Source organism: Celeribacter ethanolicus (genome assembly GCF_001550095.1).
Classification (GTDB): domain Bacteria; phylum Pseudomonadota; class Alphaproteobacteria; order Rhodobacterales; family Rhodobacteraceae; genus Celeribacter; species Celeribacter ethanolicus.
In genome coordinates, this window is record NZ_LRUC01000052.1 from 148,432 (window position 1) to 162,151 (window position 13,720).

Consider the following 13,720-nt stretch of genomic DNA (forward strand, 5'->3'; position numbering starts at 1 on the left):
GCTGTGCAATCCCGGCTTGCGTGCATTTAATTTGAATACCAAATCATTTTGATGCACATGCAAATCATGGCGCAAGATGACTCCTCCCCCAAAACCCTGTTCGGCTTTCAGTTCATCCAGCTCTCCCGCCGCTGGCGCAAGGTGATCCATGCCGAGATTGCCCGCGCCGGGCTGACCGACGCCACATGGGCGCCGCTCGTGCATCTCGAGGCCGATGGCGACGGTATCAGCCAGACGGAACTGGCCGAACGCGTCGCCCTCGACACTTCGACGCTGGTGCGGCTTCTGGACATTCTCGCGGAGCGCGGATTGATCGAGCGGCGGGTGAACCCGCAGGACCGGCGAGCACGGCTGATCGTCCTGACGCCGCAGGGCCGCACGGAAGTGCAGCGCATCAAGCGGCACCTGAGCGCGGTCGAGGCCGAACTCCTCACCGGCTTGAGCGAGGCGGATGTGACCGCCCTGCTCGCCGGGTTCGCGAAAATCTCGGCCCGTGTCGAGGCCACTCTGGAGCAGAAATCCTCATGAATGCCTGGTTGACCGCCCGCGGTTTCGACACTGTTCGGATGGGCTTTGCCTTCCGCACCGCGCTTGCCGCCTGTGCCGCCTTCGTCCTCGCATGGCTGATCGGGCTCGAACACCCGCAATGGTCTGCGATGACGGTCTGGGCCGCCTCGCAACCCACCCGTGGCCAGCTTTGGGAGAAAAGCCTGTTCCGCCTTCTGGGCTCCGTGAGCGGCACAATCGTCGGCGTGCTTCTGGTGCTGGCGATGCAGATCCACCCGGCGCTTCTGGTCGTGGGGTTGGCGCTCTGGGTCAGCGCCTGTACCTGGATCGGCAATCTTCAACGCGGCTTCGTGGCCTATGGCACGGTGCTGGCCGGCTACACGGCGGCGATGGTGTCGCTCTTGGATGCCGCCCACCCGGATCAGGTGCTGCACCTCGGCGTCGACCGGCTTGCCACCGTGCTCACCGGGGTGGTCGTCGCCACGCTGGTCGGGTCTCTGTTCGCTCCCGCCGCCGCCACTGGAGAATTGCGCGAGCGGGTGCGCCGACTGCTGTCCGATATGCTCGACAAGGCCGCCAGCGCCACACCGACCGAGAGCGACAAACGCGCTCTTCTGAACGAGCTGGCCACCGTCGAGGACGGGCTCGACCCGCATGCCGCCGGGTCCATCCGTTCGCGCCAGACCATTCGCGCCACCCGCGCATTGCTGATCGCCGCCACGCCGCTTCTGCTCTGGAAACACGGCCCCGCGCAGGCTCCCGCCTTCCGCGCAGGCCTCGCAGGGGCCTCCAAGGCACTGGCCGATCAGGACATTTCCGCCGCCCGTGCCGCCCTCACGCAGGCCGCCGCGACCGAGGACCTCTCCCCCCGCCTCTCCGAGACACTCACCGCCGTCGAAACCGCGCTTGGCGACTGGCATGCGCAATCGCACAAACGCCGCAGCCTGAGCGAGATCGCCCCGCCCGTGGTGCTTCATCGCGACTGGGTCGGCGCACGCGAGGCCGGCTTGAGGGCACTCGGCGCCATCGCCCTGTTCGGCGGCCTCTGGCTGTTCACCGGCTGGAGCGTCGGCCCGTTCATGTTGCTCGGGCTGTCGGTGATGATCTCGCTGTTCTCGACCTTCGAAAACCCGGCGCAGATGATGAAATGGGTGTTCTACGGCCAGCTCGCCGGGGTCATCGGTGCGCTGGCTCTGCGCTGGCTGGTCTGGCCGCTGGCTCAGAGCGAGGCGCAGATGATCCTCCTCGCCCTGCCCTTCATCCTGATCGGCCCGGTCTTTGTCGGCCACCGCCGCACCGTGGCGATGAGTTTCGATTACAACATGGTGCTGATGCTGATGTCACAGCCGCATTGGCCGCTCACCGGCAGCTTTGGCGGCTCTTTCGCCGCGGGGCTGGCCGTGGTTGCCGCCCCGATTGCCGCGATGGTCGCCTATCTTACCGTCTATCCCGCCAATCTCAAACGTCGCACCGACACGGTGATGCGGGCGATGATCCATGATCTGCGCGATCTGGCCGCCGATCCGAAAGCGCTCAGGGCGCGATCGCATTGGCAGGCCCGGCTGTATCACCGCACCCTGCGTCTGGTGCGCCTCTCGGAACGGTCCAACCGCGCGCATCTGGCGGCGCTGGACGCGGGGTTGGCGGTGTTGAACCTTGGCCATGCGGCAATGTGGTGTCACCGGATCACCGCCGACCCGGCCCAAAGCGCGGAAGATCGCGCCGCCGCGCGCGAGGCGCTCAAGGAACTGGCCAGAATGGGGCCGGCCCCGCAACAGGCCCTCACCGCACTCACACGGCTGAGCCAGCGCCCGGGACCCGAAGCGGCGCTGTTTCGCGAGGCGCTCGAAGGGCTGGACACGCTGAAACCGGCCCTCACCAACGCCTGATGGCGCGGCCTCAGACGGCGTCCACCGGGCGCGGTTTGCCTTCCGCATCGACCGCCACCATGGTGAAGCGGGCCTGGGTGACATGCTCGCGCTGCGCGGTATAGGCCCGGCGTGCCCAGACCTCGATGCGGATCACCATGGAACTGCGCCCGACCTGATCGACGGCGGTGTAGACGCAAAGCGTATCGCCCACTTTCACCGGTTGCTTGAAGACGATTTCATTCGCGGCAATGGTCACCGTGCGCCCGTTGCAGCGCTCATTGGCGCGGATCGCGGCGGCAAGGTCCATCTGGCTCATCACCCAGCCCCCGAAGATGTCCCCGGCGGCATTGGTATCGGCTGGCATGGCAAGGGTACGAAGCGTGAGCTCCATGCCGTCGGGTGTATGTGCATCTGACATGATCTGGGCTTCCATTCTCTGACTGCTCCCCCTGTCTTCCAGATGGCACAGCAAACAGACGACCTCAACCCCTTGATCCGGAAAGCAAAGCCGCTTTCACCACATCGCATGGCAAGCTGGCCAGCCACGATGCGCTAACCCGGATGCAGCGCAACAGAACCTTGCGTCTGCCGGAAAACATGCCGCCTCTGATGGCCCGGAAGCGATCTGGATCACCAATCCCGATCCGCTTGGGACGTCCATCCGAGCGCGGTCCGCCCGCTGACATCGCCCCCAAACCGGACAAGCCGCACACCCGGCCTTGCGCCGAATGGCGGCATCGTCGCAGCGCGCGAGCTTCCCGGGCATGACCAAAGCCAGAGCACGCCGAGACATCCGCTTTGCGGATTGGGTCATTCATTGCGCGGAAGCCCCCGCGAATGACCCACCCTGGCAGAAGGCTCGGTCTGAGCCAGCATCCAATCCCGCGCGATCCCTGACAGCAAGGGGGCGAGGCGCATGCGCACCTGCGCGTGATACTGATCGAGCCAGCCGCGCTCCCGATCCGTCAGGAGCGCCATATCGAACAGCCCGAGCGGGATCGGCGCCATGGTCAATGGCGCAAAGCGACAGAACCCCGGCACCTCCGGGTCGGCGATCACTTCGACCTGATTTTCGATCCTGAGACCGAACTGCCCCTCGAGGTAATACCCCGGCTCGATCGTCATGATATGACCGGGCAAGAGCGGATAGGGATTGGCACGTTTGCCGAAGCGGTGCGGATGTTCGTGCACCAGAAGATTGTGCCCCACGCCATGGCCGGTGCCGTGGTCGTAATCCAAGCCCATCTGCCACAAAGGCGCGCGCGCCAGAGCATCGAGATGATGTGGAAAGCTGCCTTCCGGGAACCGTGCAGAGGACAGGGCGATGAAGCCTTTGAGCACCGCCGTCGCGATCCGCCGGACATCCTCGGACACGGGACCGAAGGCCAAGGTCCGGGTGGCGTCCGTGGTGCCGTTGACGTACTGCCCGCCGCTGTCGAGCAAATAGAGCGCCTCGGGGGTGATCGGCACATTCTCCGCCCGTTTCGGCGCATAATGGCACATGGCGGCATTCGTCCCGGCGGCGGAGATCGAGTTGAAACTGGCCTCCAGAAACCCGTCCTGTTGCTGACGCAGCCGAAGGATTTCATCCGCCGCTTCGCATTCCGTCACCGGATTTCCCGTGGCGAACCGCGCAGGCACAGTCTCGGCCAACCACGCCATGAACCCGGTCCAGGCGACCCCGTCTTTGACATGCGCCGCGCGATAGCCCGCAAGCTCCACCGCATTCTTCGCGGCCTTCAGAACCGTGATCGGATCGTCGCCCCGCACCGGCGTGCCCCCGGCCTTGAGAATCGCCGCTTCGACCGCCTGCGGCGCGAAATTGGGATCGAGCCCGATCGCATTGCCTTCGGCGATCTGCGCGAGACGGTCAAGAAACCGCTCGGGTGGCGTGATCTCGACATCCGGGTCGGGGGCGATCTGACCGGCTGTCAGTTTGTCTTTGAAAATGGCCCAGATCATCGGACCATCGACCGGCAGGATCGCGACGGACAGCGGCACCGGATGCATCGGAACATCGCGCCCCCGTGTGTTGGTCAGCCAGGCGATGTCATCGGGACGCGTCACGACCCAGGCCGCAAGGCCCTGTTCGCGCAAATGCTCCCGCACACGCGCGCGTTTTTCAGCGCCGCTTTCCCCGGCGACCTCATCCGGCATCCGCCGCAGCGCCCCCATCGGCGCGGCGGGGCGGTCCGACCAGATCGAGGCGAAGGGGGCGACGCTCAACGCAACGAGATCATGCCCGACAGGCGCAATCGCCGCCGTCATCTCCTCAATCTGCGACACGGTCCAGAGCATCGGATCGTAACCGACCCGCAGCGGCTCTGAGAAGCTTCGCAAAGCGGCCTCGGGGGGCGCATCGTGCAAATGCGCGATCTGCCAAAGCGTGGGATCGACCTGCCGCGTGGCCTGCACCTGATAGCGGCCATCGACGAAGAGGATCGCCCGATCCGCTGTGATCAAGGCCCGCCCCAGAGAGCCGGAAAACCCGCTGAGCCACGCCAGACAACGGTCGCGCTCCGGGCAATCCTCGCTTTGATGCGCATCGGCGGAGGTAACGAGATAGGCGGAAAGGCCATGATCGGCCATCCAGCCGCGCAGAGTGGCGAGTTTGTCGGCGGGTGTCATTGCTGGCCCCTTTGCACCATGTCGAACAGGCGTTGAAGCACGCGCGGATCGCGGCGCAACCCGTCATGTTCGTATTCATTCGTGACCCAGGCGCGCAGATTGCCAACCCGACCCGCCGTGTCCAGCGACAGCCCGGCATCGACATACATATCGTCGTAGTAGACGACCGCCGCCACCGGCACCTGATTGTCCCGCAGCCGCGCCAGATCGTAGAACGGCGCATCGAACCGGCGCCGGGCCAGCGCATCCGTGGCCGCAGCGAACGGGCGCAGGCAACGGATGTCCTCAAACATCCAGGGGAACATCATTTCGCCGGTGAACATCAGCGGGGTCTGGTCGGTGGCGAACTCCGGATGCACCTCCCGCGCCCTCTGCGCCGCCCAGTCGGAGACATTGCCGCTTTGGGCATAGATCGTCTCCTGCAAGGCGGCGAAAAGCGGATTGGTGGCAAAGCCCGTGCGGGTCATGACCTCGAACAGAAACGTGTCGCTGAGGACACCGTCCGCAGTGAACGCCTCGTCCAGCAGCCAATGCAGGTTTTCGAAACAGGGCGCCATGCCGAAATCCATACCAAGCGTCTGGAACCGCTCCACGCTCAGCCTGTCGCCATCGGGCAGCCGGACATCCTCTTGCGTCAGAAGATCGGCAATGCGGGCAACGGTTTCGACATCCTGCGGATAGCGGGCGTAGAAGGTCTCCGTCTTGGCCTTCACGCGCGGGAATGTGCGGGCATAGACATCGTCGGCGCTGGCCGTGAGACCGGGCAAGCCGCCGGTCACGTAACAGGCTTCAAGCGCCTCGGGCGCGAAGGACAGGTAGCTGAGCGTCAGAAACCCGCCGTAGCTCTGCCCCAAAGTGGACCATTTACGCCCGCCATAAAGGGTTTTGCGCAGGTGTTCGGCATCGCGAATGATGCTGTCGGCACGAAAACAGGCGAGGAAATCCGCGCCTTTTTCCGCCGTCGCAAACGCCGCCATATGACGTCCCTCGACCGGCGAGGAGCGGCCCGTGCCACGCTGATCCATCAGGATCACCCGAAACTGTTTGAGCGCCACGTCGAGCCAGGGCGGCGTGCCGTCCTGAGGCCGGTTGGACTTGCCGCCGGGGCCGCCTTGCAGGAACAGAAGACAGGGCAGGTCGTCATGCTTGCGCATCGGATCGACCACCTCGCGGGCGAACAAGGTGATGGTCTCGCCCTCCGGCTTCGACCAATCGAGCGGCACGGCAAGGCTGTGATCCGTGAGGACCAGACCGGGGATGGAATAAGACAAAGACGACATGGAACCCTCAGCGTGTGCGTGGATCGAGTGCCGCATAGAGCAGATCGACCAGAATGTTGGAGATAACGATGAACAGCCCGCCCAAAAGGACGACGCCGATGATGATCGGTCGGTCCTGATTGCGCACCGCCTGGACAGCCATGGAACCGACACCTTGCAGCCCGTAGACCTGCTCGATGACGATCACGCCCCCCAGCATGACGGCAATATCGGCGCCCAATTGCGTGACCAGAGCGGTCAGGGTCGCGCGCATGCCGTGTTTGTAGACCACACAACGCTCGCTCAGCCCCTTGGCGCGGGCGGTGCGGATGTAATCCTCGCCCAGCACGGACAAAAGCTGGCCACGGGTCAACCGGGCATAGATCGCCGCCGTCACCAGAGCCAGCGTCAGCCACGGCAGGGTCAGATGCCACGCCCATTTCAGCGGATCGTCGAGCAAAGGCGCATAGCCGCCGGGCGGGAACAGCACGAAGCCATTTTTGCGCGGCAGGAAATACAGCGTGTAAAGCGCCAGCATACCCAAAACGAAGGTCGGGAAACTCAGCCCGATCAGGATGAACACCTGCCCCAAACGGTCGCGCAGCCCGCCGGCAAACCGCGCCGACATGATGCCGATGGGAATGCCGATGGCAAGCCAGACCACGACACCGCCCAAGACCAGGGACACGGTCACAGGAATACGTCGCACGATCAGATCCACGACAGGCTGTTGATTGCGATAGGAAAACCCCAGATCGCCCCGCAGCGCATCGCCCAGAAACGACGCGTATTGCACCAGAATGGGGCGGTCGAGTCCGAGGTTTTCGCGGATTTGCGCAAGCTGCTGCGCGGTGGCCTTTTCGCCCGCGATCATCCGCGCGGGATCACCCGGCGCGACATAGAACAGCAGGAAGACGAAGGCGCTGAGCGTGAAGAGCACCAGAACGCCAAAAGACAGACGACGGGTCAGAAAGGCGATCATTGCGCGGTCTCCTTGCGAGTTGTAGTGCGGTTTTTGCGGGATTTACGGCGGCGGACGATCTTGCGCCCTTTCGGGTCCAAAGCATCGCGCAACCCGTCACCCAGAATGTTGAAGGCAAGCGTCGTGAACAAAAGCGCAAAGCCCGGGAACACCACCAGCCACCAGGCCACGAGGTAGATCGAATTCGCCCCCGCATCGGCCAACATCCCGCCCCAGCTCGGCGTCGGCGGCACGATGCCAAGGCCAAGGAAGGACAGCGTCGCTTCGAACACGATGGAGGACGGGATCATCATCGTCGTGTAGACGATGATCGGCACCGCCAGATTGGGCAGTACATCGCGGATCAGGATCGACAGGTTCGACGCCCCCATCGAGCGGCTGGCCTGAATGAATTCACGCTTGGCAATAGAGGCGCTTTCGGCGCGGATCACCCGCCCGATGGTCGTCCAACTGAAGAACACGATGACCGAGACTGACAGGCTCAGAGACGGGCCGAAGACCGACACCAGCGCCAGTGCGCAGAGGAGGAACGGCACGCTCATCACCAGATCCATGATCCGGCCCAGAACCGTATCGACCCAACCGCCGAAGAACCCCGCGCACATGCCGATGGTCACGCCAATCGTCGCCGCAGCGAGCGAGGCCAAAACACCCACGGCAAGGGAAATTCGTGCACCGTAAGCCAGTCGTACAAAGACATCGCGACCAAGCTGATCGGTGCCCATAAGAAAAGACCCGTTCGGCCCGACGGGCAGGCCCATCGGCGTCATGCCGGTCTCGCGATATTGCTCGATCGCACTGTGGCCGGTCCATATCTCGGTCAGCGGGGCAAAAATGGCGAAGAGGCTCAGCAGCACGATAAAGGCGAAGGAGATCAGCGTCGCCGGGTCGCGCAACAAGCGCCGCATGGTGAGGGCAAAAGCACCGCGCTGGACGATCTCAGGTGCATCCGAGGAGGACGTCGAAGAGGGGGCGTTGCTCATGCCTGGGCCTCCTGTGTCATAAAGGGCGTTTCCGAAATCAGATGGCGTGTGTCCACTCCAGTCAGAGCCGGGGGATGATGTGTGGCCCCCAAAAGTTCGCGGGTGAAGGGATGTGCGGGTGCGCGGAAGAGCTGCTCGGAGGTGGAGCTTTCGACGATCTGGCCCTTGTCCATGACGGCGATCCGGTCACAGATGTGGCGCACCACCGAGAGATCATGGCTGATGAACAGATAGGTCAGCCCCAGGTCGCGCTGAAGCGCCTGCAAGAGGTTCAGAATCTGCGCCTGAATCGAGACATCAAGCGCCGAGACCGGTTCATCGAGGATGATCAGCGCGGGTTCCAAAGCCAGCGCACGGGCGATGCCTATCCTTTGCCGTTGGCCACCGGAAAACTCCGAGGGGAAGCGATTGAAATGTTCGGGGTTCAGCCCGACGGTTTCCATGAGTTCCTGCACCCGCGCCTTGCGGCTGGCCGCCGTACCGATGTTGTGGATGCGCATCGGATCGCTGATGATCGCACCGACACGACGGCGCGGATTGAGCGAGCCGAAAGGGTCCTGGAACACCATCTGAACCCGCCGCCGCATCTCGCGCCAGCGTGCGGCGGTGAGGCTGGCGATGGGTTCGCCCTGAATTTTGACCTCGCCATCGGTCGGCACCGCAAGACCGGCCAAAACGCGGGCGAGCGTGGATTTGCCACAGCCGGATTCGCCCACCAGTCCCAGCGTCTCGCCCTTGCGCACGGTCAGGTCCACGCCTTTCAAAACATGGTTCTCCACTGCCCGGCCAAAGCCCTTTTTTGAGCGGTAAGTGAGCGACAGGCCGGAGGCCTCGACCACATAGCGCGCGGATGTGCGCGATGCGGCAGGCGGGGTCGTTTGCTCCGTCACAGGCTCATCCTCAGGAAGGCTGGCCGTGAAATGGCACAGCGCCTCAGTCGCGTCACTATAGCGGCGCAGCGGCGGGGGCGTCGTGTGGCACAGGTCGCTGGCCTGCGCACAGCGCGGCGCAAAAACACATCCACGGGGTCGCGCCAAGAGGCTTGGCGGCTTGCCGGCAATCGGGATCAACGGGCTGCCATTGCTGTCGGCGGCGGGCGAAGAACGCAACAGGCCCAACGTGTAGGGATGCGCCGGCATGGCAAACAGCGCCTCCGTCGCGCCGATCTCAAGCCGGGTGCCCGCATACATCACCATCACATGATCGGCGACCGACGACAAAAGCCCCAGATCATGGGTGATCATGATCACCGTCGTGCCGAAACTGCGACGCATCTCGTCCAGCAGTTCGACGATCTGAGCCTGAACCGTCACATCGAGCGCGGTGGTCGGCTCGTCGGCGATGATCAGCGGCGGGCGCAGGATCAGCGCCATGGCGATCATCACGCGTTGCCGCATGCCGCCGGAAAATTCGTGAGGATAGGCATCGTATCTTTTGTCCGCCTCCGCAATGCCGACCCGTTCGAGCATCTCGACCACGCGCCGTCTCGCTTCGGCTTTGTCCACTTTTTCATGGGCATGGATCATTTCGGCGATCTGCGATCCGATGGTGTAAAACGGATGCAGGCTTGAGAGCGGGTCCTGGAAAATCATGCCGATCTGCGCCCCGCGCAGGGCACGCCGCTCCGCCTCGCTCATCGTCAGCATGTCGCGCCCGTTGAACAGCACTTCGCCCTCGATCTCGGCGCCCGGCAACAACCCCGCGATGGCCTGCATCAGGACGCTTTTGCCCGACCCGGACTCGCCCGCAATGCCGAAAAGTTCGCCTTCTTCGACGGAAAAGGACACCGAATTGGCGGCATGGATCCCCCCGTCTTCGGTTGGGATACGAATGGTGACGTTGCGCGCTTCTATCAGGGGCATTTCAGGTCCATTTGTGGTCCCGCGGCCCATGGCCGGACGGAACTCTGTTGTGCATTTGGAAGTCGGTTCGGATTGCAGCCAAGGGGAAGCGGCTGCAATCCAGTGTTCAGAGCGATGGCTCAGTGTGTCAGCGTTTCAGCCAGACATTGGTCCAATCACCCTGCCCGCCCAACGCGTAGGGTTGGAAGTTCTCGACCGCGGGCCCACGATAAAGCACGACCTGCTCCGAGTAGTAGGGCACCACCGGCGCATCGGCCATGACCAGCTCGTCGACCTGGGCCCAGAGCCGCGCGGCCTCTTCGGGCGTGGTGGCGTTGATCGCCTGTTTGGCGACCTCATTGGCCTCCGGATTGTTGTAGTCGGTGTAGTTGTAGGTCTGGTGGCGCCCGTCAAAGGTGAACTGCGGCTGGAAGACCGACCGCGCAGCGCCGCCGACCCAATCCGGCGCCCAGCCGACCGGCGCGATGTCCCATGCCCCCTCTTCGGTGTTGCGCGGATTGGTCATGAATTTGGAATAGTAATCCGAGGCCGTCACCGGAGTGAGCTCCAACGTGATCCCCGCCTCCGCCATAGCGGCCTGAATGGTCTGGGCGATCTCCGGTTGGTTGTTCTGATTGCGATATGGCATCTTAAGCGTGATGCCATCCGGGTAGCCCGCCTCGGCCAGAAGCGCGCGCGCCTTCTCGGGATCCCCGGCATCGCCCTCGGAGGGGTAGAGATCGAAGTCGTGATAGCCCAGAACACCAGCGCCGAAGATGCCGCTTTGCGGTTGTGCCATGGCAGGCCCGCCCATCTGCTGCACCAGAGCCGTCTTGTCGATGGCGTAGTTCAGAGCCTGGCGCACGCGCAGATCCTTCAAGGCGCCGCCATTGTTGTCGGACACGGTGTTGATGAACAGAAACGCGGTGCGCCCGGCCGACATGGTCATCACCTTGTCGTCCGCCGTCGCGGTCAGAAGCGACAGGATCGCGGGCGGGATGGTGATGTCATAGACCATATCCGCGTCGCCGGCCTGAAGCTGTTGAATGGCCGCATCCGGCTGAATGCCGAAGGTGATTTCGATATTGTCGACATTGGCGGCGCGCAGCGGATCCGCCTCGGCACTCCAGGCCGGGTTGCGCGCGAGTGTCAGGGAGGCGTCGGGGACGTAATCCACCGGCGTGTAAGGCCCGGATGCGATGAAGTTTTCGCGATACTCCGGCCCATCCGGCATATAGTCGAGCACTTCGATCGGTGCGGGCGCGGAGGTCGGCAGGGACACCATGTAGATGAAATCGCCCGCGGTCTCGGACAGTGTGATGTCCACGGTCAGATCGTCAGGCTGGGTGATGCCCGAGATGTCGTTCTCCTCGATATAGGCCTTCATCGCCTCGACCGTCGGTTCCACCTCGGCGAAGCCGTCGCAGAACGTGTCCATCCCGTCGATCAGCGACACGAAATAGGTCAGCATCGCGGACCCCAGCGCCGGATTGCACATGCGTTTCACGCCGCGCTCGAAATCGGTCGAGGTGATCTGACGCGCGCCGCCCGGCGTGTTCCACATCGCTCCTTCGCGCAGATGAAAGGTGTAGGTCAGCCCCCCGTTCGTCGGCTGAGGCACTTCGGTGGCGAGATCGCCGACGGGGCGAATGCGCTCTTCTTCGTCGGTGGAGGCGTGATAGCTGATCAACGTGCGTTGCGTCGCACGCAGGAAATTGTTGGTGGTCACCAGCGCCCCACTCGTCGGGTCGAAGTGATCCAGATCGGCTGTGCCGACGATCCTGAGCGTGCCGCCCTTTTGCGCATCCTGGGCCAGTGCTCCACCCGCCAGTGCAAGCGTCATGGCCGTGCAGACCGCTGTGTTCCGGAACGCGTGCTCCGAGAGCTGTATCAGTTTCATGTGACTTCCCTGCTTGTTCATTATGCAGCCACGCTAGCAACAGCATCGCTCGCAATCCAGCATAAAATACTATTTGTATTTTTAATGTAGATTAAAAATGTTTTATGCGCATTTTTTAACATATGCGCAAAATATAAGCAGAAACGAAAAACGCCCTGACCTGTCAAAACAACAGATCAGGGCGCGGGCTGTGATGGTTACACGAGGTCCAGCGGCAGAACGGCAGACGGGATGTTCTGATAGCAAACCGGACGCAGAAAGCGACGAATCGCCATCGTCCCCACGGAGGTCGCCCCGAAATTGGTCGAGGCCGGGTAAGGCCCGCCGTGCACCATGCTGTCGCACACCTCGACGCCGGTCGGGAACCCATTTGCCATGACGCGGCCCGCCTTGCGTTCGAGAATGGGCATGAGCTGACCCGCAAGCGCCATATCGGCCTCGTCCATATGCAGGGTCGCGGTCAGCTGGCCCTCAAAGGATTTCGCCACCTCGATCATTTGCGCCGCATCCTTCACGGTGACGATCAGACCGAGCGGACCAAAGACCTCTTCCGACAGGGTCTCATTCGCCAGCCAATCTTCGGCCTTCACTTTGAACAGGAAGGGCTTCGCCTCGCGGCGGTCGCACATCTGGGTCAAAAGCTCCTGCACGCCGGGCTGGGTTTTGATCTTGGCGCCGCCTTTGACATAGGCGCTGGCGATGCCCTCGGTGAGCATGACCTGTGACCCGGTGGCGGTGAGCGCCGCGAGCGCCGCTTTGGTAAAGGCCTCTTCTTCGGCACCTTCGATAACCACGACGATCCCCGGATTGGTGCAGAACTGCCCCGCCCCCATCGCCAGCGACCCGGCCCAGCCTTTGCCAAGTTCCTCACCGCGCGCCGAGAGCGCCTCGGGCAAGAGGAACATCGGGTTGACCGAGCCCAGCTCGCCAAAGAACGGGATCGGGTTGACCCGCTTGGCGCAGAGATCGAACAGCGCGCGGCCACCAGCGAGAGAGCCGGTGAAGCCCACGGCATTGATCAGAGGATGCTGGACCAAAGCCGCGCCGACCTCGTGCGCGCCGCCATGCACCATTGAGAAGACGCCCGCAGGCAAGCCGTATGTTTCAATTGCGGCTTTGAAGGCGTCGGCGACGATCTCGGAGGTGGCCGGGTGGGCTTCGTGGCCCTTCACAACGACAGGACACCCCGCCGCCAAGGCAGAGGCCGTATCGCCGCCCGCGACCGAGAAAGCGAGCGGAAAATTCGACGCGCCGAACACCGCGACCGGCCCGATGGGGCGCTGCATCAGACGCAGATCGGGACGCGGCAGAGGCGCGCGATTCGGCAGGGCCTCGTCATGGCGGCGGTCCAGATAGTCGCCTTTGCGAATGTGATCGGCAAAAAGTTTGAGCTGGCCAGTGGTGCGTTCGCGCTCGCCCACAAGACGCGCTTCGGGCAGGCCGCTTTCCGCCATGGCAGTGGGCGTGATCAGATCGGCGCGGGCTTCGATCTCGGCGGCGATGGTTTCGAGAAACGCCGCGCGCTCTTCGCGCGTCGTGTAGCCATAGGTCCAGAACGCGTCCTCTGCGGCCTGCACGGCCTGGTCGACCAGCGCGGGCGTGCCTTTGGAAAAACTCTGGCCCTCGCCGGTCGTCGGCGTGGAGGTAAAGCTCTCCGCGCCCGCAACCCATGCGCCTGCAATCAAATGTTTCCCATGCGGGGTGAATGTCATGTCGTATCCTTTCAGAATCTCAGAACAGCCGACGCCG

10 protein-coding genes are annotated in these 13,720 nt (G+C 63.5%); 2 read left to right on the forward strand and 8 right to left on the reverse strand.

Annotated features, from left to right (window positions below):
• Positions 1 to 66 precede the first annotated feature (66 nt).
• Both NH195_RS20210 and NH195_RS20215 read left to right on the forward strand, forming a co-directional pair.
• A complete protein-coding gene (locus NH195_RS20210; protein WP_066705822.1) occupies positions 67 to 528 on the forward strand; it encodes a MarR family winged helix-turn-helix transcriptional regulator in 462 nt (153 codons plus the stop codon).
• Positions 525 to 2,396 carry an FUSC family protein gene (locus NH195_RS20215; protein WP_066705387.1) on the forward strand — a complete coding sequence of 624 codons (1,872 nt, stop codon included), beginning with the start codon at positions 525 to 527 and terminating at the stop codon, positions 2,394 to 2,396. The genes NH195_RS20210 and NH195_RS20215 overlap by 4 nt, the downstream gene beginning before the upstream one ends.
• A gap of 10 nt (positions 2,397 to 2,406) precedes the next feature.
• Here NH195_RS20215 and NH195_RS20220 read toward each other — a convergent pair whose 3' ends face one another.
• From NH195_RS20220 to NH195_RS20255, 8 genes are all read right to left on the reverse strand, one after another.
• The gene (locus NH195_RS20220; RefSeq protein ID WP_198403470.1) at positions 2,407 to 2,811 is read right to left on the reverse strand and encodes an acyl-CoA thioesterase; all 405 of its coding nucleotides are present in this window, start codon (positions 2,809 to 2,811) and stop codon (positions 2,407 to 2,409) included.
• Between the two features lie 377 nt (positions 2,812 to 3,188).
• The gene (locus NH195_RS20225) at positions 3,189 to 5,006 is read right to left on the reverse strand and encodes an aminopeptidase P family protein (protein ID WP_066705390.1); all 1,818 of its coding nucleotides are present in this window, start codon (positions 5,004 to 5,006) and stop codon (positions 3,189 to 3,191) included.
• On the reverse strand, positions 5,003 to 6,286 hold the full coding sequence (locus tag NH195_RS20230; protein WP_066705392.1) for an alpha/beta fold hydrolase: 1,284 nt from the start codon (positions 6,284 to 6,286) through the stop codon (positions 5,003 to 5,005). Before NH195_RS20230 ends, NH195_RS20225 begins: the two co-directional genes overlap by 4 nt.
• A 7-nt stretch (positions 6,287 to 6,293) precedes the next feature.
• Positions 6,294 to 7,247: an ABC transporter permease gene (locus NH195_RS20235; protein ID WP_066705394.1), complete on the reverse strand. Its 954-nt coding sequence runs from the start codon at positions 7,245 to 7,247 to the stop codon at positions 6,294 to 6,296.
• Positions 7,244 to 8,230 carry an ABC transporter permease gene (locus NH195_RS20240; protein WP_066705396.1) on the reverse strand — a complete coding sequence of 329 codons (987 nt, stop codon included), beginning with the start codon at positions 8,228 to 8,230 and terminating at the stop codon, positions 7,244 to 7,246. The genes NH195_RS20235 and NH195_RS20240 overlap by 4 nt, the downstream gene beginning before the upstream one ends.
• Positions 8,227 to 10,092: a dipeptide ABC transporter ATP-binding protein gene (locus NH195_RS20245; protein WP_066705399.1), complete on the reverse strand. Its 1,866-nt coding sequence runs from the start codon at positions 10,090 to 10,092 to the stop codon at positions 8,227 to 8,229. Before NH195_RS20245 ends, NH195_RS20240 begins: the two co-directional genes overlap by 4 nt.
• Positions 10,093 to 10,219: 127 nt before the next feature.
• Positions 10,220 to 11,971, reverse strand: a complete 1,752-nt coding sequence (locus tag NH195_RS20250) for an ABC transporter substrate-binding protein (RefSeq protein WP_066705401.1) — start codon at positions 11,969 to 11,971, stop codon at positions 10,220 to 10,222.
• A 197-nt stretch (positions 11,972 to 12,168) separates the two neighbouring features.
• Complete coding sequence (locus tag NH195_RS20255) at positions 12,169 to 13,683, reverse strand: aldehyde dehydrogenase (NADP(+)) (protein WP_066705402.1); 1,515 nt, start codon at positions 13,681 to 13,683, stop codon at positions 12,169 to 12,171.
• Positions 13,684 to 13,720: the final 37 nt, after the last annotated feature.

What these genes read in the sequence shown, in the direction of transcription:
- NH195_RS20210 (WP_066705822.1), top strand. Translation starts at nt 67, where the DNA reads ATGGCGCAAGATGACTCCTCCCCCAAAACCCTGTTCGGCTTTCAGTTC.
- NH195_RS20215 (WP_066705387.1), top strand. Translation starts at nt 525, where the DNA reads ATGAATGCCTGGTTGACCGCCCGCGGTTTCGACACTGTTCGGATGGGC.
- NH195_RS20220 (WP_198403470.1), bottom strand. Translation starts at nt 2,811, where the DNA reads ATGGAAGCCCAGATCATGTCAGATGCACATACACCCGACGGCATGGAG.
- NH195_RS20225 (WP_066705390.1), bottom strand. Translation starts at nt 5,006, where the DNA reads ATGACACCCGCCGACAAACTCGCCACTCTGCGCGGCTGGATGGCCGAT.
- NH195_RS20230 (WP_066705392.1), bottom strand. Translation starts at nt 6,286, where the DNA reads ATGTCGTCTTTGTCTTATTCCATCCCCGGTCTGGTCCTCACGGATCAC.
- NH195_RS20235 (WP_066705394.1), bottom strand. Translation starts at nt 7,247, where the DNA reads ATGATCGCCTTTCTGACCCGTCGTCTGTCTTTTGGCGTTCTGGTGCTC.
- NH195_RS20240 (WP_066705396.1), bottom strand. Translation starts at nt 8,230, where the DNA reads ATGAGCAACGCCCCCTCTTCGACGTCCTCCTCGGATGCACCTGAGATC.
- NH195_RS20245 (WP_066705399.1), bottom strand. Translation starts at nt 10,092, where the DNA reads ATGCCCCTGATAGAAGCGCGCAACGTCACCATTCGTATCCCAACCGAA.
- NH195_RS20250 (WP_066705401.1), bottom strand. Translation starts at nt 11,971, where the DNA reads ATGAAACTGATACAGCTCTCGGAGCACGCGTTCCGGAACACAGCGGTC.
- NH195_RS20255 (WP_066705402.1), bottom strand. Translation starts at nt 13,683, where the DNA reads ATGACATTCACCCCGCATGGGAAACATTTGATTGCAGGCGCATGGGTT.